This window comes from Geodermatophilus sp. Leaf369, assembly GCF_001424455.1.
Lineage (GTDB): Bacteria > Actinomycetota > Actinomycetes > Mycobacteriales > Geodermatophilaceae > Klenkia.
The window spans coordinates 367,016-386,400 of record NZ_LMQA01000003.1 but is presented as its reverse complement, the minus strand read 5'-3'; the positions used below and the strand labels follow the sequence as shown (position 1 = coordinate 386,400).

Below are 19,385 nucleotides of genomic sequence, written 5' to 3'. Positions count from 1 at the left end.
CGACGGAGCAGGTGGGCCGTTCCTGACGCTGTGTGCGTCGGATCGGCTTCGACCCTCGTCGCGAGGCGGGGTCTGCCGCTCTCGACACTCAGGGGTGCCCCCAACGATGTCTGTAGTACTGCGCCTCCGGCTCGCCGCCCTGCTGCGGGTCCTCGCCTTCGGGCTGGTCGCCGTGTCGGTGATCGCCACCGGCGTGCAGCCCGCGGCCGCGGCTCCGGGCGACATCACGATCACCGGGCACGGGTACGGGCACGGACGGGGGATGAGCCAGTGGGGTGCCTACGGCTACGCCGTTGATCGCGGCGCCGGGTACCAGACCATCCTCGATCTGTACTACGGAGGGACGAGGCAGGCAGCTGACGCGGGGAACCCCGTCGTCAGCGTGGAACTCCTGGGTACGAGGAACCGGGAGACCGTCCTGACTGGGCCGGGCCTGGCCGTCAACGGCGTTCCGGTGAACGCGGGTGTGGTGCGCCTCCGTGGCGTGGCCACCAACACCTTCGAGGTGACCGTCGGGGACACTTGCGCCGGACCGTGGCGAGCTTGGGCCGCTGCCAGCACTGTGGGTAGCGGCGCCACGGTCACCGGGGAGATCCGTTCGTGCGAGGGCAGCCAAGTTCGCGCCTACCGCGGTTCCATGACCGTCGTCGACGGCGGCGGCTTCCAGACCACCGTGAACAACGTGCCGGTGGACGACTACCTTCGCGGCGTGGTCCCCAGGGAGATGCCCGCGGGTTGGGGATCTGCCGGCGCGGGCCGGGGCATGGAGGCCCTCAAGGTGCAGGCGGTGGCAGCACGGAGTTATGCACTCTCTTCCCAGTGGACCTCGTACGCCAAGACCTGTGACACGACCAGCTGCCAGGTCTACGGCGGGGCCTACACGCAGCCGAGTGGGGGCGCGGTGGCCTGGTTGGAGGACAGCCGCACGGACTCCGCCATCAACGCCACGACCGGCCAGGTGCGACGGTCCGGTAACGGGGCGATCGTCCGAACCGAGTTCAGTTCCTCGACCGGGGGATGGACGGCCGGAGGTGTCTTCCCCGCCGTGGAAGACCTCGGCGATGCGACCAGCGGCAACCCGAACCACAACTGGACGGTGACCATGTCGCGCGCCGACGTGTCGGCCCGTCTGAGTCTGGCCGGCGTCAGCGGGTTGCAGGTCACGCAGGCGAACGGACTGGGTGCAGACGGTGGCCGAGCCCTGCAGGTCACGGTCACGTGGGCCAACGGGCAGAGGACCTACACCGGCAACCAGATCCGGTCGGCTCTCGGCCTCAAGTCCGACTGGTTCTCCTTTCCGTCGTCCCAGAACCGTTCCGTCGCCACGGCTCTCTACGCCGACGTGCTCGGGCGTGCGGGTGACACCGGCGGGGTGAACTACTGGACGGCTCAGCTCGATGCTGGCGTCGACCCCCTGACCGTCGCTCGCGGCTTCGCGGCCTCCGACGACCGGTTCCGGCAGATGATCCGCACCACCTACGCACTCGGGCTCCGACGGGCACCGGACCCGGGTGGAGCCGAGTACTGGCTGGCGTTCCTGCGCAACGGCGGCAACCCCAACGACTTCACTGCTGCTGTGTGGTCGGTGCCCGAATCGGTCATGTCGCAGGGGGGTGGCCTCGCTTGGGTGGACGGCCTGTACGGCTCCCTCTTGGGCCGGAGTGCCAACGCCGACGAGCGTGGCTACTGGAACCAGCGGGTGACAGACCTGGGTCGCACCGCGGTGGTGTTGGCAGTCTCCACCTCGGCTGAGGCACGCGAGATGCGCCTGAACCAGTACTACGTGGCCCTCTTGGGACGGGGCGTGGACCCCGTCGGCCGGGCGATCTTCTCCGAGTCGTTGTCCGGCCGGGGGGACATCGACGTGGTCGCCCTCATCGCTTCCAGCCCGGAGTACGTGCAGCGGGCTGTGCGCCGCTACTAGCAACCAGGCCCGCGCTGGCGTCAGGACCGGTGGGCTCGGACCGCGGTCACGTAGGCGTTCACGTGGTCGGCGGCTGACGCCGACCACGTGAAGGTGCTCGCTCTCTCCCTCCGAGAGGTGGCAGTACCGGGCGACAGCTCGGGGTGGAGGAGCGCATGCGCCCAGGCGTCCGTGTCATGGGCGTCGATGCGCAGGAACTGGTCGCCTCCGACCTCACGGTGCGCGGGGATGTCGCTCGCGATGACCGGCACACCGGTGGCCATGGCTTCGACGACGGGGAGTCCGAATCCCTCGTAGGTCGACGGCATGCACAGGGCGGTGGCACCAGCCACCACGGCCTGCAGGTCGGCCTCGGCGAGGTACCCCGGCAACAGGACGTCCCGGGCATCGGGCGGGTCTCCCTGCCATCGATCCCCCCACCCGGCAGGGCCGATGAGCACGAGCGGCGGGACGGACGAGGACTGGCAGCGGGCTGCGTGGTGGGCCCTCACGAGCACTCCCAGGTTCTTCCGTGGCTCCAAGTTCCCCGCGAAGACCAGGTAGCGGTCCGGGAGGCCGAGCCGGTCTCGCAGGTGGACGTCCGGTGCACGAGCGGACCCCCACGAGGGATCGACACCGTGGTGCGCCACCGAGACGCGTTCCGGCGAGAGGCGGTAGGTGTCCGTGATCTCGTCAGCCATGGCCTGGGTCACGGCGATGACGTGCACACCGCGGTCGAGGGCCCGCGGGACCAGCGACCGGTAGTGCACGGCATCTCCGGTCACCGTGTCGGGGAACCTCAGGTAGGCGAGGTCGTGGACGGTCAACACGCCAGCCGCCCGCTGCGTCGGCGGCACCATGAAGTTCGTCCCGTGGAAGACGTCCACTCGGCCGGTGAGCATCTCTGCCGGTGGCCACGACGAACGGGCCCAGGCCTGGCGGAGCAGGCGGGCTGGGAGTCGTCGAGGTGCGGGGTGGATCTGCTCCGTCGGAGGGAGTGGGACCTGGCCGCGCAGGCTGAACAGGGTCAACAGCGTCTCGGGGCCGTCCGGCATCCCAGCGAGCCCGTCGACCAGACCGTCGACGTAACGCCCCACCCCACTTCGTTGCCCGAGGAGCGGGGTTGCGTCCAAGCCGATGCGCACGGGACCTCCGGGAGCAGCCGTCGAGATGTCGGGGTCGTGCGTGATGACCCGGTTACGCTAGCCCGCGATCTGGACGCCGACGGACGAAGGACACATGAAGCGCGCACTCATCACCGGCATCACCGGCCAGGACGGCCTGTACCTCTCGGAGCTCCTGCTCTCGAAGGGCTACGAGGTCTACGGCCTGATCCGGGGCCAGAACAACCCCAAGGTCGACCTGGTCCGCCGGACGGTGCCGGACGTCAAGCTCCTCACCGGCGACATCACCGACCTCGCGAGCCTGTTGCGTGCGTTCGGTGAGGCCCAGCCCGACGAGGTCTACAACCTGGGGGCCATCTCCTTCGTGGCCTACTCGTGGGAGAACGCGAAGCTGACCTCCGACGTCACCGGCCTCGGCGTCCTGAACGTCCTGGAGGCCACTCGGCTGCACTCGGGCAACGACATGTCCAAGGTGCGCTTCTACCAGGCCTCGAGCTCGGAGATGTTCGGGAAGGTCCAGGACGTCCCGCAGCGGGAGAGCACGCTGCTGTGGCCGCGTTCGCCCTACGGCGTCGCCAAGGTCTACGGGCACTACATGACGATCAACTACCGGGAGTCCTACGGGATGCACGCCTCCTCGGGCATCCTCTTCAACCACGAGTCCCCCCGGCGCGGCCCCGAGTTCGTCACCCGGAAGGTCACCCAGGCCGTCGCGCGCATCTCCCTGGGTCTGCAGGACACGATCGCCCTGGGCAACCTGGACGCCAAGCGCGACTGGGGCTTCGCCGGCGACTACGTCGATGCGATGTGGCGGATGCTGCAGCAGGACGAGGCCGACGACTACGTCGTTGCGACCGGGGAGACCCACTCCATCCGCGAGCTCCTGGACGTCGCCTTCAAGCGGGTCGGGATCGAGGAGTGGGAGGACAAGGTCTTCCAGGACCCGCGCTTCTTCCGCCCGGCCGAGGTCGACCTGCTGATCGGGGACCCGGCCAAGGCCCGCGAACAGCTCGGCTGGACGCCCAAGGTCGGCTTCGAGGAGCTCGTCACCATGATGGTGGACTCCGACGTCGCCGAGCAGAAGAAGCTCGCCGGCCGGTGACCCGCACGCGGGTCCTGCTCACGGGGGCCACCGGCCAGGACGGGAGCTACCTCGTCGAGCAGCTGCTCGCCGAGGGCGCCGAGGTGCACGCGCTCGTCCGGGAGGGTGAGGCAGCTGCCTCTGCCCTCCCGGACGGCGTCCACGCTCACGTGGGGGACCTCACCCGTGGCCAGGACCTCGAGCAGCTGATTGCGAACGTCGAGCCCACAGAGGTCTACAACCTCGGTGGGCTGAGTTCGGTCGCCCTGTCCTGGGCCGAGCCCTCGCTCACGGCTCAGGTCACCGGCGTCGCCGTCGGGCACCTCCTCAAGGGCGCGCTGGACCTGCAGGAGCGCTCGGGCCACTCGGTCCGCTTCGTGCAGGCGTCCAGCGCGGAGGTCTTCGGCTGGGCCGACGAGCTGCCGCAGACCGAGGGCACCCCGATCCGCCCGGTGACTCCGTACGGTGCCGCCAAGGCCTACGCCCACCACCTGGTCGGGGTCTACCGCCTCCGCGGACTGCACGCCACCAGCTGCATCCTCTACAACCACGAGTCGCCGCGGCGGCCCGAGGCGTTCGTGACCCGGAAGATCACTGCCGGCGTGGCCCGCATCGCGGTGGGGCGGCAGACCGAGCTGTCCATGGGGAACCTGGATGCGCGGCGGGACTGGGGATGGGCACCGGACTACGTCGACGCCATGGTGCGTGCTGCACGGCACGAGAGCCCGGGCGACTACGTCGTCGCCACCGGCGTGGCGCACAGCGTGCGCGACTTCGTCGCGGCGGCCTTCGAGGCTGCCGGGATCGAGGACTGGGAGCCCCTGGTCACCCTGGACCCCCGTTTCGCCCGACCGTCGGACGCTCCTGAGCAGCTCGGTGATGCCTCCCGGGCGAGGCTCGAGCTGGGTTGGTCGCCGACCGTCGACTTCGCCGAGGTGGTGTCGCGGATGGTCGCCCACGACATGGAGCTCGTGCGCGCGACGTGATGCTGGGGGCCGGTCGTCCGTCAGCGGCGGCCGGCTGCCCCGTCCAGCACGGCGAGGGTCTCTCGGGCAGCCCGTGTCCAGTCCAGCTGCGCAGCACGAACACGTGACCGCGCCGTGAGAACTGCGTGACTGCCCGGGTCCAGGGCGTCCAGCAGGCCGCGGGCGATGTCGTCCTCGTCCTCGGCGTCCACCAGGACGGCCGCGCCCGCGGCCACCTCCTCCATCGCGGTCCCCCGTGAGGTGACGACAGCCGTCCCGTGGGCCATGGCCTCCGAGACGGGCATGCCGAAGCCCTCTCTCAGCGAGGGGTAGCAGAAGACCCGGGCGCCGGCGTAAGCCGCCGCCAGGTCCTCGGCCGTGACCCGTCCCAGGACGTGCACCCGGTCCTCGGCGGTGCCGTTGAGCCGGTCGCGCTCCTTCCCCCAACCGTCCGGACCGACCAGCACGAGGTCGACGTCCGCCCCCTGCCGCACGGCCGCACCGAAGGCCGCCACCAGTCGTGGGAGGTTCTTGCGGGGCTCGCGGGTGCCCGCCCACATGACGTAGGGCCGTTCCAGTCCGTGGCGCGCGCGGAAGGCCTCGACGGCAGCCGGGCTCGGGGCCACGGCTCGCACACCGTGCAGGACGACGTGCAGACGGGCCCTCTCGATGCCGGCCGCCTCGCAGTCGAGGGCGGTCGCCTCGGAGGGGACCACGACGGCCGTGGCCTCGTCCCGGGTGATCGCGAGGCCTCGTTCGAAGAACGCCACGCCGTGGGGTGTGAAGTGGTCGGGATCATGTCGGAAGGCCAGGTCGTGCACGGTGACCACCAGCGGTGCCCGGTGACCCGGGACGGCCCAGGTGGTGGCATGGACGACGTCTCGACGACGGCCCACCTCGGGTCGTCGGAGCAGCTGCCAGCCCCGGTACAGCGCCTGACGGGGCAGCGGAATCCGGGTCACGGGAACACCGAGGGGACCGTCCGACGGGCCCTGGCGGTGCCAAGCAGCGACGCCTCGGACGTCGACGTCACCCGAGGCGGCGTAGGCGCGCAGGAGCTCCCGGATGTAGGTCCCGGACCCTCCCGGAGCAGGCTGCCAGCACTGTTCCACGGTCATGGCGACCCGCAGGTCGGGAGCATCGGGCATGCCTCGAACCTAGCCGGGGCGAGCCGGTGCCGGTCCCGGTCCGGGCACGCCCGGGCCCTAGGGTGGTCCGGGTGGTGAGCCCTCCGTGACCGTGCGGGTCCTCGTCGACGCGACCGCGGTGCCGGTGGACCGAGGCGGCGTGGGTCGCTACCTCGACGCCCTGCTGCCCGAGCTCGGGACGCTCGACGTCGACCTCGTCCTGGTGACCCAGCAGCACGACCGGGAGAGCTTCGCGGCCGCGGTCCCCCAGGCGCGGGTGGTGTGCGCACCGGGCTGGGCCTCCCGACCGGCTGTGCGACTGGTGTGGGAACAGCTGGGGATGCCGCTGCTCGCCCGTCGTGTGCGCGCCGACGTCGTGCACAGCCCCCATTACACGATGCCCCTGGTCGCGACGGTGCCCGTCGTCGTGACGCTCCACGACGCCACCTTCTTCTCCGATCCCGGCCTCCACTCGCCGGTCAAGGCCCGCTTCTTCCGCGTGGCCACCCGGGTGGCCGGCCGGCTGGCGGCCAGGATCGTGGTGCCCTCCGAGGCGACCCGGGCAGAGGTGGTGCGGTTGGCAGGGGTGGACGCAAATAAGACGGCGGTCGCTCTGCACGGCGTGGACACCACCGTCTTCCACGCACCGTCGGCCGAGGTCGTGGCACGCGTGGCAGCACGTCTGGGTCTCGTCGGGCGGCGATGGGTGGCCTTCCTCGGCACCATCGAGCCGCGCAAGAACGTCCCGGCGCTGGTGGGGTCCTGGGCCCGGGCGGTGGCTGACGATCCGGATCCACCGGCTCTGGTCCTCGCCGGGGGCGCGGGGTGGGACACCGGCGTGGACGACGCGGTGGCCGCGGTCCCCGACCGGCTGACGGTGGTCCGCCCGGGTTACCTCCCCCTGTCCGATCTGCCCGGTCTCCTCGGAGGAGCCGAGGTCGTGGCCTACCCCAGCCTGGGGGAGGGGTTCGGCCTCCCGGTCCTCGAGGCCATGGCGTGCGGTGCTGCTGTGCTGACCACCCGGAGGCTCGCCCTCCCCGAGGTGGGGGGTGACGCCGTCGCCTACTGCGACGTCGACCAGGACTCGATCGCCGGTGGACTCACCCGGCTCCTCGGTGACCGGGCCGAGCGGGAGCGCCTGGCGGAGGCGGCGGAGTCGCGTGCGGCGGAGTTCACCTGGGCGCGCGCCGCGGACAGCCACCTGTCCGCTTACCGCGCTGTCGCAGGGCGTGGCCCCTGGTGGCGTCGGGCGAGGGGGAAGCGATGACCGGCAGCCTGCGGGTCGTGGCGGTGACCTACTCCCCGGGTGACTCCTTGGACGCCTTCCTCGACAGCCTCGGCGCCGCCACCGCGTCACCGGTGGACGTCGTGCTGGCCGACAACGGCTCGCACGACGGAGCGCCCGAGGCAGCGGCTGCATCGCGCCGCGACGTCCGTCTCCTCCAGGTGGGAGGCAACGTCGGGTACGGGGCCGCTGCCAACGCCGGGCTCGCCGACGTGCGCCGTGGGTGGGCGCTGGTCGCGAATCCCGACATCGTCTTCGAGCCGGGGGCTGTCGACGAGCTCTTGGCAGTCGCTGCTCGCTGGCCGCGTGCGGCCACGGTCGGACCTGCGATCCGGACCCCGGACGGGGCGCTGTACCCGTCGGCCCGTGATCTGCCGGCTCTCGGGACGGGGATCGGGCACGCGGTCTTCGGCTGGGTGTGGCCGGCCAACCCCTGGACGGCCCGGTACCGCCGGGAACGGGAGGCCCCCCGTGAGCGCCAGGCGGGATGGTTGTCGGGGTCCTGTTTCCTGGTGGACCTCGAGGCGTTCCACGCGGTGGGCGGGTTCGACCCCGGTTACTTCATGTACTTCGAGGACGTCGACCTGGCCGAGCGGCTGGGCCGTGCCGGCGGACTGCACGTCTACGCCCCGTCCGCGGTGGTCGTCCACGAGGGGGGCCATGCCACCCGGCGCGAACCTCACCGCATGCAGCGCGTGCACCACACCAGTGCGTTGCGGTACCTGTCAGGGCAGTACCCCCGGCGTCGACACGCTCCGTTGCGCTGGCTCCTGCGGGGCGGTCTCGGGGCCCGGATGCTCGTGTCCTACGTGAGCAGCCGGGTGGGCGCCGGCGCGCAGCCCCAGCAGCACCTCGACCCACCACCCCCCACCCCCTGAGGAGAGGCACCCCGTGAGGCACGCAGTCATCATGGCCGGCGGGTCCGGGACCCGGCTCTGGCCGTTGTCCCGGGCCGCCCGCCCCAAGCAGCTCCTGGACGTCGTCGCCGAGGACGACGGCGGCGCGCACAGCCTGCTCGCCGAGGCCTTCACCCGGCTGCAGGCCGTGCTGCCCACCGAGCAGATCTGGGTGTGCACCGCCGCCCGCTACGGCGACATGGTCCGGGCGGCGCTGCCCGAGCTCGGCGCGGACCGGCTGATCCTGGAGCCGGTGGCCCGGGACACCGCGAACGCGGTCGGGCTCGCGGCGGCCCTGGTCGCCGATGTCGATCCCGACGCCGAGCTGGCGGTGGTCTCCGCCGACCACGTCATCCGACCGGTCGAGCGGTTCGCCGATGCCCTCCGCACGGCCTACGACTGCCTCGCGGTCCGGCCCCGGGCGCTGGTCACGCTGGGCATCACCCCGACGTCCCCGGCCACCGGCTTCGGCTACGTGCAGAAGGGTGCGCCGACCGAGGTCGCGGGTGCCGCCGAAGCCGCGTCCTTCCGGGAGAAGCCGGACCGGGAGACGGCGGAGCAGTACCTCGCGTCGGGGGAGTACGTGTGGAACTCCGGCATGTTCGTCTGGCGCGCCCAGACGGTGCTGGACGCCCTCGCCGAGCACCTGCCCGAGTCCGCCGAGGGGCTGCGGCGGATCGTGGCGTCCACCGACCGGGCGGCGACCCTGGCCGAGGTCTTCCCGACCCTGCCGAAGATCAGCGTGGACTACGCGGTCCTGGAGCCGGCGGCGGCCGAGCTCGGCCGGGTGCTGGTCGTCGACCTGGACGTCGACTGGCTCGACGTCGGCTCCTGGCCGGCGTTGGCCGGCACCCTGGACACCGACGACGCCGGCAACGCGACCCGCGGTCTCGTGGTGGCCCTGGACAGCAGCGGGAACGTCGTCCTGTCCGACGACCCGGACCACCTCGTCGCCCTCGTCGGGGTCCGGGACAGCGTCGTCGTGCACACCGCGGACGTCACCATGGTCTGCCCGGTCGGGGACGCCGAACGGGTCAAGCAGCTGCTCGCCGCGGCCGAGGAGCGCTTCCCCGGTCGCTACAGCTGACGTGAACGCTCGCTAACCTGCCGGTCATGAAGAACCTCGACGTGGCAGCAGTCGTGACCGGCGGGGCCTCCGGCCTCGGGGAGGCCACGACCCGGGCCCTGACGGCCGAGGGCGTGGCCGTGACGATCATGGACCTGCAGGAGGACCGCGGGCAGGCCCTGGCCGCGGAGCTCGGCGGGCACACCACGTTCGTCCGCACCGACGTGACCGACGAGGCGTCGGTCCAGGCTGCGATCGCCGACGCCACCGGCAAGGACCGTCCGCTGCGGATCGCGGTCAACTGCGCCGGCATCGCCTGGGCGCAGCGCACCGTCGGCCGCGACGGCACCGCGCACCCGTTGGACGTGTTCAGCAAGACCGTGATGGTCAACCTGGTCGGCACGTTCAACGTGCTCCGGCTGGCCGCGGCGGCGATGGCGACCACCGAGCCCGACGAGGACGGCGAGCGCGGCGTGATCGTCAACACCGCCTCGATCGCGGCCTACGACGGCCAGATCGGCCAGATCGCCTACGCCGCGTCCAAGGGCGGTGTCGTCGGCATGACCCTGCCGGCTGCCCGCGACCTGTCCGGCGTCGGCATCCGGGTGTGCACCATCGCCCCCGGGCTGGTGGACACCCCGATGGTCGCCGGGCTGTCGGAGGAGGCGCGGGCCAGCCTGTCCGCGGGCATACCCTTCCCCAAGCGGCTGGCCCGTCCGTCGGACTACGCCGAGCTGGCGCTGGACGTCGTGCGGCACGGCTACCTCAACGGCGAGGTCATCCGGATGGACGGCGCCCTGCGGATGGCGCCGCGCTGACCCGAGGGAGCTGACCTGACCACGACGGTCCAGACACCGCGCGAGGCGACCTGGCGGCCGGACTGGCCCCTGGACGTCCGTCGCGCGCTGTCCCCGCACCGGCGCGGTCACGGCGACCCCACGCTGCAGTACACGGCCGACGGGGCCGCCTGGCGGACGACGTCGACCCCGGTGGGACCGGCCACCGTGCGCATCACGGTGCACGCCGGTCTGGTCAGCGCCCAGGCGTGGGGCCCGGGTGCGGAGTGGGCGGTCGACGTCGTCCCCCGCTGGCTGGGGGCCGACGACCGGCCCGAGGGGTTCGCCGCTCACCTGCACCCGCTGGTCGACCGGCTGCACCGGAGCTCACCGTGGCTGCGGATCGGCAGCACGGGGCGGGTCTGGGACGCCCTGCTGCCCGGGGTGCTGGAGCAGAAGGTCACCGGCATCGAGGCGCACCGCACCTGGAAGCAGCTCCTGCAGCTCGCGGGGGAGCCCGCCCCCGGGCCGGCCCCGGCGGGGATGCGGGTCGTGCCCCCGGCCGAGCGGGTGCGGGCGGTCACCGACTGGGAGTGGCACCGCTGCGGTCTGGACGGCGCCCGGCGTCGCGCCCTCCTGGCGGTGGCGGGCGTCGCGTCCCGGTTGGAGTGCGACGACCACACCGACTGCGAGGACCTGCGGCGCCGGCTGCGGTCGGTCCCCGGCATCGGTGTGTGGACGGCGGCCGAGGTGGCCCAGCGGGCCATCGGCTGCCCCGACCAGGTGAGCACCGGCGACTACCACCTGAAGAACCTGGTGGGCTGGTCGCTGGCGGGCCGGAAGACCGACGACGCCGGCATGCTCGAGCTGCTGGAGCCCTGGCGGGGCCATCGCCAGCGGGTCGTGAGGCTGCTCGGGGTCGGCGGGACGATGCCCCCCAAGCGCGGCCCGCGGATGGCCCCGACGGACTACCGGCGGTTCTGAGCGCGCAGTTCCTCGTAGCGCGCGGTGCACTGCTCCATCGTGGGCAGCAGACCCTGCTCGCGGGCCTCGGCCAACGTGGGTGCGGCGGTGTCCTTGGCCGACAGCTCGAACTCGACGTCGGTGGGCCAGGGCAGGGCCAGGTCGGGGTCCATGGGGTCGATGCCGAACTCCCGGCCGGGGGAGTAGCCGCTGGAGACCAGGTAGGTCACCGAGGTGTTGTCCGCCAGCGACACGAACGCGTGCCCCAGGCCCTCGGAGAGGTAGACGGCCTTCGGGTTCTCGCTGTCGAGCTCGACGGCGTCCACGGTGCCGAAGGTGGGGGAGTCCACCCGGATGTCCACGATGACGTCGAGGATCTTCCCGCTGGGGCAGTAGACGTACTTCGCCTGACCGGGCGGGACCAGCGCGAAGTGCACGCCGCGCAGCACGCCACGGGCGGACACGGAGTGGTTGGCCTGGGCGAGGGTCAGCCCGAAACCGGTGGCCTCGGCGAGCACGTCGGCTCGGTACCACTCGGTGAACCGACCCCGGCTGTCGCCGTGCGGGGTCAGGTCCAGCACGTAGCTGTCGGGCACCTTCAGCTCACGGATGTTCACGGGGCGAGCAGCCCGAGGAGGTAGTCGCCGTAACCGCTCTTGCCCAGGGGTCCTGCGGCCGATCGGAGCCCGTCGTCGTCCAGCCAGCCGTTGCGCCAGGCCACCTCCTCGATGCAACCGATCTTCAGACCCTGGCGCTCCTCGACGACGGAGACGAACTCCGTCGCCTGGCGGAGCGAGGCGAACGTCCCGGTGTCCAACCAGGCCGTTCCCCGGTCGAGTGCGGTGACGGTGAGTCGCCCCTGCCGGAGGTAGTGCTCGTTGACCGCGGTGATCTCGAGTTCTCCCCGAGCGCTGGGAGCGATCGACCTGGCGATCTCGACCACCTCGTTGTCGTAGAAGTAGAGGCCCGGGACGGCGTAGGAACTCCTGGGGTGGGCGGGCTTCTCCTCGATCGAGAGCACCCGACCGGCCGCGTCGAACTCCACGACGCCGTACTCGCTCGGGTTCGCGACGTGGTAGGCGAAGACGTGACCGCCATCAGGCTCGGGGAGCCGGGACAGTGCGGTGCCCAGCCCAGCGCCGTAGAAGATGTTGTCGCCGAGAACGAGGGCGACGGACTGGTCGCCGATGAAGTCCGACCCGATCACGAATGCCTGGGCGAGTCCTTCAGGGGCGGGCTGGACGGCGTACTCGATCGTCATGCCCAGTCGCGACCCGTCGCCGAGCAGGTGCTCGAAGGCGGCGCTGTCGCTCGGGGTGGTGATGACGAGCACGTCCCGGATCCCGGCCATCATCAAGGTGGAGAGGGGGTAGTAGACCATCGGTTTGTCGTAGACGGGCATCAGCTGCTTGCTGACCGCCTGGGTGATCGGGAACAGACGGCTGCCGGTGCCACCGGCCAGGATGATCCCGCGCATGGTCCGACCCTACGGTCGGCCGGCAGCTGCTGACACGGTCGAGCCGGTGCGCCCTCAACCCTCAGAGTGACGTTCGTTGCTCTGAGAGTCACCGTCCGCCCTGCCCACTACCTTCTCCCCATGCGCGTCCTCGTCACCGGCGGAGCCGGTTTCATCGGCTCCCACTACGTCCGGACCATGCTCTCCGGCGGTTACCCGGGCTACGAGGACGCCGAGGTGACGGTCTTCGACAAGCTCACCTACGCCGGCAACCTCGCGAACCTCGCCCCGGTCGCCGACAACCCGCGCTACCGCTTCGTGCAGGGCGACATCTGCGTCCCGGCCGACCTCGACGCCGCTCTCCCCGGGCACGACGTCCTGGTGAACTTCGCTGCCGAGTCCCACGTGGACCGCTCGATCACCGGTGCGGCGGAGTTCGTCCTGACCAACGTGCTCGGCGCCCAGCAGGTGTTCGAGGCCTCGCTCCGGCACGGCATCGGCCGGGTCGTGCACGTGTCCACCGACGAGGTCTACGGCTCCATCGACGAGGGCTCCTGGGTCGAGGACCACGTCCTCGAGCCCAACTCGCCCTACTCGGCGGCCAAGGCCGGCAGCGACCTGATCGCCCGGGCCTACGCCAAGACCTACGGGCTGAACATCTCGATCACCCGGTGCAGCAACAACTACGGGCCCTACCACTTCCCGGAGAAGGTGATCCCGCTCTTCGTGACCAACCTGCTCGACGGTCACACGGTGCCGCTCTACGGCGAGGGTGCGAACGTCCGCGACTGGCTCTTCGTCGACGACCACTGCCGGGGCATCCAGCTCGTCGTCGAGAAGGGCGCGCCGGGCGAGTACTACAACATCGGCGGCGGGCGGGAGCTGTCGAACCGCGAGCTCACCGAGAAGCTGCTGGAGGCGACTGGCCGCGACTGGTCCTCCGTCCAGGAGATCGTCGACCCCCGCGGCGGCGGGCACGACCTCCGCTACTCGGTCGACTACTCGAAGACCGGCGCCCTGGGCTACGCCCCGCGGATGTCCTTCGAGGACGGTCTGGCGCTGACGGTGCAGTGGTACCGGGACAACCGGGCCTGGTGGGAGCCGCTGAAGAACGCAGCCGCCACCGCCCGCTCGTGAGCAACGCCTGGCTCGTCGTCGGCGCCCGTGGACAGCTCGGTCGCGACCTGGTGGCGACACTGCAGATGCGCGGTGAGTCGGTCACGGCCGTCGGTCGGGCCGAGATGGACCTCACCGTCGAAGGGTCCGTCCGAGGCGGCGTGCGGTCCTGGCTCGACGACGTCCGGCACGACCGGGCGGTGGTGGTCAACGCGGCTGCGTACACCGCCGTGGACGCGGCGGAGACCGACGAGGCGACCGCGCTCCTCGTCAACGGGTACGCACCCGGCTGGATCGCCGAGGAGATCGCCGGTCGGGGACGGTTGCTGCACGTCTCCACGGACTACGTCTTCGACGGCGAGGCCACCGAGCCGTATCCGGTGGACGCGCCTGTAGCGCCGCGTTCGGCGTACGGACGGACCAAGGCAGCGGGCGAGAAGGCCGTCGCCGCGGTGGGGGGCGACGCGTCGGTCGTCCGGACCGCGTGGGTGTACGGACGCCATGGAGGCAACTTCGTCGCGACGATGTCCCGACTGGAGACCGAGCGGGACACGGTCTCCGTGGTCGCGGACCAGGTGGGTTGCCCCACCTGGTCCGCAGACCTCGCCGAGGGGCTCATCGCGCTCGGTGTCGCCGGCGAGGCACCGCCCGTCCTGCACTGGACGAACACCGGCCAGGTCAGCTGGCACGGTCTCGCGCAGGCCGTCTTCCAGGAGCTGGGAGCTGATCCCTCGCGGGTCCTCGCGACCACGTCGGCCGAGTTCCTCCGGCCTGCGCCGCGTCCGGCCTGGTCGGTCCTCGACGGGTCTGCCTGGGAGGCAGCCGGTCTGCCGTCGCGACGGGGCTGGCGGGAGGCCCTGGGCGCCGCGATGGAGCAGGGTTTCCGCAGCTGACTCAGGCCGGCGACCCCAGCCGCACCCGACCGACCAGCGACGACCCGCCGGGCGTCCCCACCGGCTCCCAGCGGGTGGCCCACCCCTCGGCGTGCAGCTGCACCAGGGCCGCCCCGACCAGCGCGCCCAGGTTGACCGCCGTCGTGGTGGACACCGCGTCGGTCAGGTGCACGTCGACGACGCCGTCGTCCGCACCGCCGTAGGAGAAGACCACGGGGAACTCGGGCAGCGCTGCCGTGGCGACCCGGAACGCCGCTGCGACGGCCTCGACCCCGCCCGGGCGGGGGGCCTGGTCCGCGACCGGCCGGCGGGCGCCGACCAGGTCCCGGGTGCCGTACGCGAAGAGGTCGCCGGGCCCGAGGCGGACGAGCGGCCGGGTGCCGACGTCCTCCGGCGGTGCGGCGAAGGGCACCCCGCGGACCACCGCCACCGGCACGCCGGCGAGCTTGCCCTTGACCAGGTCGGCGGCACCGGCGAGCTCGTCGACGAGGGCCACCTGGGTGGTCTCCAGCCGGTTGCCGTGTGCGTCGACGTCCCCCCGGTGGTCCAGGAGGGCCGGGATGCCGGCCGACCCGACGGCCACGTCGGTCAGGCCCTCGCGCCAGGTGCGGCCGAAGGTGTCGCTGACGACGACGGCCACGGTGACGCCCAGCAGGTCGAGGAGCGCGGAGCGCAGTGACCGGGCCGAGGCGTCGGCGTCGCGGGGGAGCAGGACGAGCTGGCCGGCGGCCACGTTGGAGGCGTCGATGCCGGCTGCGGCGACCACCCAGCCGTGCCGGGTCTCCACGATCTTCAGCGGGCCCCGGCGGGCCACCACCCGCACGGTCTCGTCGTCGATCGCACGCTGCCGCGCGACCTCACGGTCCTCGTCGGCACCGACGTGCACCAGGGCGCCCTCGGTCTTCGAGACGACCTTCGAGGTGACCACGACGACGTCCCCGTCGGCCAGCCACGGCGCCGCGCCGGCGATCGCACCGGCGAGGTCGTCCCCCGGGGCGAACTCGGGCAGCCCGCCGACGGGCAGGACCTGCAGGCCGACCGGCTCAGACACCCGCGGCGTCCAGCGCGGCCCGGGCCATCGCCTGCGTCGCGTCGGGATCGGTCATCAGCAACGGCACGCCGCGGACGTCGACCCCGGGCACGTCGGCGCTGTCGCTCTCGTGCACCAGCCACGCGTCGAGCAGCCCGCCGTCCGAGCGTGCCCCGTAGTGCCGGCCCACGCCCTCGGCGCTCACCTCGATGCCCAGGGCGGGCAGGCACCGGTCGGCCATCCCGCGGACGACGGAGCCGCCCACGATCGGGGACAGCCCGACGACCCGCCCGGGGGTGGCGAGCAGGGCCTCCCGCATCCCCGGCACCCCGAGGACCGTGCCGACCGACACGACGGGGTTCGAGGGCGCCAGGAGCACCGCGTCGGCGGTGGCGAACGCCTCGACCACGCCGGGGGCCGGCCGGGCGTCCTCGACACCGACCTGGACGAAGGCCGTGGGGTCCAGGGACGCCCGGTGCTTGATCCACCACTCCTGGAAGTGGATCGCCTGCTGCCGGCCGGTCTCCGGGTCGGCCACCACGACGTGCGTCTCCACCCGTTCGTCGCTCATCGGCAGCAGGGTCACCCCGGGCTGCCAGCGTTCGGCCAACGCGGTGGTCACCTGCGAGAGCGGGTAGCCCGCATCGAGCATCCTGGTTCGGACGAGATGGGTCGCCAGGTCCCGGTCGCCCAGACCGAACCAGGTCGGTTCGGCGCCGTACGCGGCCAGTTCGTCCTTGACGGTCCAGGTCTCACCACGCCGTCCCCAGCCGCGCTCGGGGTCGATGCCGTCACCCAGCGTGTACATGACCGTGTCCAGGTCCGGGCAGATCCGCAGCCCGTGCAGGGTGACGTCGTCCCCGGTGTTCACCACGGCCGTGATCGTGACTCCTGGGGCTGCTGTGACGAGCCCGGCCAGGAAGCGGGCACCGCCGACTCCGCCGGCGACGACCACGATCTCCATGCACACCATGGTGCCCGATGGCAAGTCCCGTTCGGGACGGCGGGAGTCCCTCGGATTGATCTGCATGAAACGAGGGGGGTCCGTGGGCAGATGTCGTGCATCGGCGCGGCGTGTCGGCGGGTTCTGTGACCCTGTCGAGACCCGCCGTGACAGCTGTGACTCGTGGTACTCGGTGTTACACCTGGCCGACTTGACCCGAGCACAACGACACGCGTGTAATTCCCCGGGTGTCACCAGGTGCACGACCCCCGGGAACAGCCCGGAGGTCACGCACCGTGACGAAGGCGAGAGGGGACGCATCGTCATGGCAGAGGTGTCGTGGTTGAGCGATTACAAGCAGCAGGCTCCGGCGGGCAACTCCGCCTACGGTCCGAGTGTCTCGGCGCTGGGGGGCGCCGACTGGAACGCCGGTCTCGAGGACGACAAGAGCTGGCAGGAGCGCGCCCTGTGCGCCGAGACCGACCCGGAGGCGTTCTTCCCGGAGAAGGGCGGCTCCACCCGGGAGGCCAAGAAGATCTGCACCGGGTGCGAGGTCAAGATGGAGTGCCTGGAGTACGCGCTGGGCAAGGACGAGCGCTTCGGGATCTGGGGCGGGCTGTCCGAGCGTGAGCGTCGTCGGCTGCGTCGTCGCGCCGTCTGATCGAGGACCTGCCCTCCCCCCGCCCGAGCTCTGCCCGGGCCGGGAGCCCGGGGGCGGGCCGTTCCACCCGGTCCTGTGATCGACTGGGTCGATGACGACCCGGGTCACCGCCGGACGTGCCGGCCTGGTGCGTGAGATCCGCGCCACCGCACCGCTCACCGTCCGAGGACCCGTCACCGCTCGTGGTCCGTGGCTGACCACCGCCGCCCAGGCGTCGTCGGCCCGTCTGCACGGCGTCCTCGTCGAGTCCCACCAGCAGGGCCGTCCCCGCGGGGCGGCCCTGCTGTCGTCCCGGCGGCGCGGGCCCGTCACGACCGTCCGCCTGCTCGGGGACGGCGACCTGCCCGACCCGGCGGGGGCGCCGCCCCGCCGGCTCCCGGTCGTCGACCACGGAGCCGCCGAGGAGCTGGCCGACGGGGTCGTCGGCCTGCTCGAGTCCCTGCCGGGCCGGTGGTCCCTGCGGCTGACCGGCCTGCCGCTCGGCGACCCGGCGTTGTCCGCCCTGGCCCGCCGGCTCGGCACCGGCGCCCACTTCCGGACCGAGCGCGCCCGCACGCTGGTGGACCGACTGGACGACCTGGGCGCCGTGCACCGCTCCCAGGACCCGGTCGACCTCGAGCGGTGGCTCCCGGCGTTCCTGGACCGGCGTCCACCGGGGGTGGGGCTCGGGCCGGTCCGTGCCGCGGCGCGGGTGCACGCGGGACTGGGCGGTCTGGAACACGCCGTCGTCGTCCGTGGCGGCCGCGCGGTGGCCGGGCTGCTCACCCTGGTCGGTGACGGACCACGTCGCCCCTGGTGGGGGTGGACCGAGACCGGAGGGCTGGACAGCGGCCCCGGCCAGCCGTCGGTGTCGTTGACCGCGGCGTCCTGGTCGGTCAGTCGGGGACGCGGACGAGGTTGACGTCGGTGTCGGTCCGGGTCCCGGTGGTGGCTCCGCCGAGGCCCAGCTCGCCGGTCGCCCGTGCCTCCTCGCCGCGAGCCTCGCCCGCAGGTCCGCCGGTGACCGTGACGGCGTAGGTGCGGCCCGTGTACGCCGGCGGTGAGCCGTTCGGGCGGGTGTACGTGGGGAAGTCCCCGGTCAGCTCGAAGTCCCCGCCGGCCGCGTCGACCCGCAGGGTCGGTGTGCCCAGGTCCGCGTACTCGGTAGGTCCGGGCGTGCACCCGGCCGCAGCCGGGTCGGCCGGGGCCGTCGCCGAGAGGCAGTTCCAGGTGGGCAGCTCGAGGTGGGCGACACCCGACCGGCCGTCGGTGCTGAGGGCCAGGCCCGGTCGGGTCACGGTGGAACCCACCGCGCGCGGCTCCAGGACGATGCCCTCGAAGACCAGGTCGGCCTCCAGTCCGTCGCGGCCGGGGGACACCACGACGCCGGCCAGGTCCCCGGCCGCGGCGGCGGTGATCGGGGCCGGGGCCGGGGCCGAGGTCGGGGTCGACGGGGCCGTCGTCGTGGGCGTGGCGGTGGGGCTCGCCGATCCGTCCCGGTCGACCCGCCCGGCGCCGTCCCCGCCCCGCGGGGTCTCGTCCCGGGTGAGCGCGGCGGCGACGGCGGCCCCGACCACAACGACCAGGACTGCCGCTGTCGCACCCACGGCGATGCGGCGCACGGTCGTCCGGTGGGCCTCGTCAGCAGCCGCCGGCACGGCCTGCGAGGGCCGGTGGTCCGCGGCCGGGGCCGAGGGGGCCGGTGCCGGGGGCGTCGCCGGGGCGGGGGTCGTCGCCGGGGCGGGAGCCTCCCCGGGTCCGTCGGCCGGTTCGACGGCGTCGGTCGTGCCCGGTGGGGCCTCGAAGAACGCCTGCAGGTCGTCGACCTCCCGCACCGGCGCAGCGGACGCGGCCGGCGGGCTGGTCGGTGCGGTGGCCGCCGGCGCGGGCTCAGCGGCCGGTCCACGCCCCGCCCAGGCAGCAGCGCCGCCGCCGAGGAGGAGGGCCGCTGCCAGGGCGGCGAGCACCCAGGCGCCGGCAGCCGGGGACGCGGTGAAGGCGCCGGCCACGGCCAGCACGGCTAGGACCGCCCCGCCCACGACGAGCCCGGTCCACCGCCCCCGGTGCCCGGTCGCGCCCGTTCCCTCGTCGACCCGGTCCACGGCAGGCAGCATGACACGG

The 19,385-nt window shown here is 72.6% G+C and carries 19 protein-coding genes; 12 read left to right on the top strand and 7 right to left on the bottom strand.

Annotated features, from left to right (window positions below; genetic code table 11):
• Positions 1–106 precede the first annotated feature (106 nt).
• The gene (locus ASG36_RS16205) at positions 107–1,924 is read left to right on the top strand and encodes a SpoIID/LytB domain-containing protein (protein ID WP_055766107.1); all 1,818 of its coding nucleotides are present in this window, start codon (positions 107–109) and stop codon (positions 1,922–1,924) included.
• A 20-nt stretch (positions 1,925–1,944) separates the two neighbouring features.
• Here ASG36_RS16205 and ASG36_RS16200 read toward each other — a convergent pair whose 3' ends face one another.
• Complete coding sequence (locus ASG36_RS16200) at positions 1,945–3,000, bottom strand: glycosyltransferase family 1 protein (protein ID WP_255354647.1); 1,056 nt, start codon at positions 2,998–3,000, stop codon at positions 1,945–1,947.
• A 142-nt stretch (positions 3,001–3,142) separates the two neighbouring features.
• Between ASG36_RS16200 and gmd the strand changes: the two genes are divergently transcribed.
• Positions 3,143–4,129: a GDP-mannose 4,6-dehydratase gene (gene gmd, locus ASG36_RS16195; RefSeq protein ID WP_055766101.1), complete on the top strand. Its 987-nt coding sequence runs from the start codon at positions 3,143–3,145 to the stop codon at positions 4,127–4,129.
• On the top strand, positions 4,126–5,094 hold the full coding sequence (locus tag ASG36_RS16190) for a GDP-mannose 4,6-dehydratase (RefSeq protein WP_055766098.1): 969 nt from the start codon (positions 4,126–4,128) through the stop codon (positions 5,092–5,094). The genes gmd and ASG36_RS16190 overlap by 4 nt, the downstream gene beginning before the upstream one ends.
• 20 nt (positions 5,095–5,114) lie before the next feature.
• Here ASG36_RS16190 and ASG36_RS16185 read toward each other — a convergent pair whose 3' ends face one another.
• Positions 5,115–6,191 carry a glycosyltransferase family 1 protein gene (locus ASG36_RS16185; RefSeq protein ID WP_235495135.1) on the bottom strand — a complete coding sequence of 359 codons (1,077 nt, stop codon included), beginning with the start codon at positions 6,189–6,191 and terminating at the stop codon, positions 5,115–5,117.
• Positions 6,192–6,306: 115 nt separating this feature from the next.
• Here ASG36_RS16185 and ASG36_RS16180 point away from each other — a divergent pair, with 115 nt between their 5' ends.
• From ASG36_RS16180 to ASG36_RS16160, 5 genes are all read left to right on the top strand, one after another.
• Positions 6,307–7,467 carry a glycosyltransferase family 1 protein gene (locus ASG36_RS16180; protein ID WP_055766092.1) on the top strand — a complete coding sequence of 387 codons (1,161 nt, stop codon included), beginning with the start codon at positions 6,307–6,309 and terminating at the stop codon, positions 7,465–7,467.
• Positions 7,464–8,363, top strand: a complete 900-nt coding sequence (locus ASG36_RS16175; RefSeq protein WP_055766356.1) for a glycosyltransferase family 2 protein — start codon at positions 7,464–7,466, stop codon at positions 8,361–8,363. The genes ASG36_RS16180 and ASG36_RS16175 overlap by 4 nt, the downstream gene beginning before the upstream one ends.
• Before the next feature lie 13 nt (positions 8,364–8,376).
• Positions 8,377–9,468 (top strand): mannose-1-phosphate guanylyltransferase, encoded by a 1,092-nt coding sequence (locus tag ASG36_RS16170; RefSeq protein WP_055766089.1) that lies wholly within the window; start codon positions 8,377–8,379, stop codon positions 9,466–9,468.
• Between the two features lie 26 nt (positions 9,469–9,494).
• Complete coding sequence (locus tag ASG36_RS16165; RefSeq protein ID WP_055766086.1) at positions 9,495–10,265, top strand: SDR family NAD(P)-dependent oxidoreductase; 771 nt, start codon at positions 9,495–9,497, stop codon at positions 10,263–10,265.
• A gap of 186 nt (positions 10,266–10,451) precedes the next feature.
• Complete coding sequence (locus ASG36_RS16160; RefSeq protein WP_235495119.1) at positions 10,452–11,207, top strand: DNA-3-methyladenine glycosylase; 756 nt, start codon at positions 10,452–10,454, stop codon at positions 11,205–11,207.
• Here the strand turns inward: ASG36_RS16160 and ASG36_RS16155 are convergent.
• Positions 11,192–11,803 (bottom strand): dTDP-4-dehydrorhamnose 3,5-epimerase family protein, encoded by a 612-nt coding sequence (locus ASG36_RS16155; protein WP_055766081.1) that lies wholly within the window; start codon positions 11,801–11,803, stop codon positions 11,192–11,194. The genes ASG36_RS16160 and ASG36_RS16155 overlap by 16 nt on opposite strands.
• Positions 11,800–12,663, bottom strand: coding sequence for a glucose-1-phosphate thymidylyltransferase RfbA (rfbA, locus tag ASG36_RS16150; protein WP_055766078.1), 864 nt, complete (start codon positions 12,661–12,663; stop codon positions 11,800–11,802). The genes ASG36_RS16155 and rfbA overlap by 4 nt, the downstream gene beginning before the upstream one ends.
• A 120-nt stretch (positions 12,664–12,783) precedes the next feature.
• Here rfbA and rfbB point away from each other — a divergent pair, with 120 nt between their 5' ends.
• Together rfbB and rfbD are read left to right on the top strand one after the other, a co-directional pair.
• The gene (gene rfbB / locus ASG36_RS16145; RefSeq protein WP_055766075.1) at positions 12,784–13,779 is read left to right on the top strand and encodes a dTDP-glucose 4,6-dehydratase; all 996 of its coding nucleotides are present in this window, start codon (positions 12,784–12,786) and stop codon (positions 13,777–13,779) included.
• Positions 13,776–14,651, top strand: a complete 876-nt coding sequence (rfbD, locus tag ASG36_RS16140; RefSeq protein ID WP_055766072.1) for a dTDP-4-dehydrorhamnose reductase — start codon at positions 13,776–13,778, stop codon at positions 14,649–14,651. Before rfbB ends, rfbD begins: the two co-directional genes overlap by 4 nt.
• A 1-nt stretch (position 14,652) precedes the next feature.
• Here rfbD and ASG36_RS16135 read toward each other — a convergent pair whose 3' ends face one another.
• Both ASG36_RS16135 and cofD read right to left on the bottom strand, forming a co-directional pair.
• The gene (locus ASG36_RS16135; RefSeq protein WP_055766070.1) at positions 14,653–15,702 is read right to left on the bottom strand and encodes a coenzyme F420-0:L-glutamate ligase; all 1,050 of its coding nucleotides are present in this window, start codon (positions 15,700–15,702) and stop codon (positions 14,653–14,655) included.
• A complete protein-coding gene (gene cofD / locus ASG36_RS16130) occupies positions 15,695–16,645 on the bottom strand; it encodes a 2-phospho-L-lactate transferase (RefSeq protein ID WP_055766066.1) in 951 nt (316 codons plus the stop codon). The genes ASG36_RS16135 and cofD overlap by 8 nt, the downstream gene beginning before the upstream one ends.
• Before the next feature lie 385 nt (positions 16,646–17,030).
• On the opposite strand from cofD, the gene ASG36_RS16125 reads away from it, so the two are divergent.
• Both ASG36_RS16125 and ASG36_RS16120 read left to right on the top strand, forming a co-directional pair.
• Positions 17,031–17,285, top strand: a complete 255-nt coding sequence (locus ASG36_RS16125; RefSeq protein WP_200944530.1) for a WhiB family transcriptional regulator — start codon at positions 17,031–17,033, stop codon at positions 17,283–17,285.
• A 91-nt stretch (positions 17,286–17,376) separates the two neighbouring features.
• On the top strand, positions 17,377–18,186 hold the full coding sequence (locus tag ASG36_RS16120) for a hypothetical protein (protein ID WP_055766060.1): 810 nt from the start codon (positions 17,377–17,379) through the stop codon (positions 18,184–18,186).
• Here ASG36_RS16120 and ASG36_RS16115 read toward each other — a convergent pair.
• Complete coding sequence (locus ASG36_RS16115) at positions 18,161–19,366, bottom strand: hypothetical protein (RefSeq protein WP_157498853.1); 1,206 nt, start codon at positions 19,364–19,366, stop codon at positions 18,161–18,163. The two genes, ASG36_RS16120 and ASG36_RS16115, sit on opposite strands and share 26 nt — an antisense overlap.
• Positions 19,367–19,385 lie beyond the last annotated feature (19 nt).

Bases quoted from the DNA above. Each gene is read 5' to 3' on its own strand.
- rfbA (WP_055766078.1), bottom strand. From the start codon at position 12,663: ATGCGCGGGATCATCCTGGCCGGTGGCACCGGCAGCCGTCTGTTCCCG.
- ASG36_RS16120 (WP_055766060.1), top strand. From the start codon at position 17,377: ATGACGACCCGGGTCACCGCCGGACGTGCCGGCCTGGTGCGTGAGATC.
- ASG36_RS16205 (WP_055766107.1), top strand. From the start codon at position 107: ATGTCTGTAGTACTGCGCCTCCGGCTCGCCGCCCTGCTGCGGGTCCTC.
- ASG36_RS16185 (WP_235495135.1), bottom strand. From the start codon at position 6,191: ATGACCGTGGAACAGTGCTGGCAGCCTGCTCCGGGAGGGTCCGGGACC.
- ASG36_RS16165 (WP_055766086.1), top strand. From the start codon at position 9,495: ATGAAGAACCTCGACGTGGCAGCAGTCGTGACCGGCGGGGCCTCCGGC.
- cofD (WP_055766066.1), bottom strand. From the start codon at position 16,645: ATGGAGATCGTGGTCGTCGCCGGCGGAGTCGGCGGTGCCCGCTTCCTG.
- rfbB (WP_055766075.1), top strand. From the start codon at position 12,784: ATGCGCGTCCTCGTCACCGGCGGAGCCGGTTTCATCGGCTCCCACTAC.
- ASG36_RS16175 (WP_055766356.1), top strand. From the start codon at position 7,464: ATGACCGGCAGCCTGCGGGTCGTGGCGGTGACCTACTCCCCGGGTGAC.
- gmd (WP_055766101.1), top strand. From the start codon at position 3,143: ATGAAGCGCGCACTCATCACCGGCATCACCGGCCAGGACGGCCTGTAC.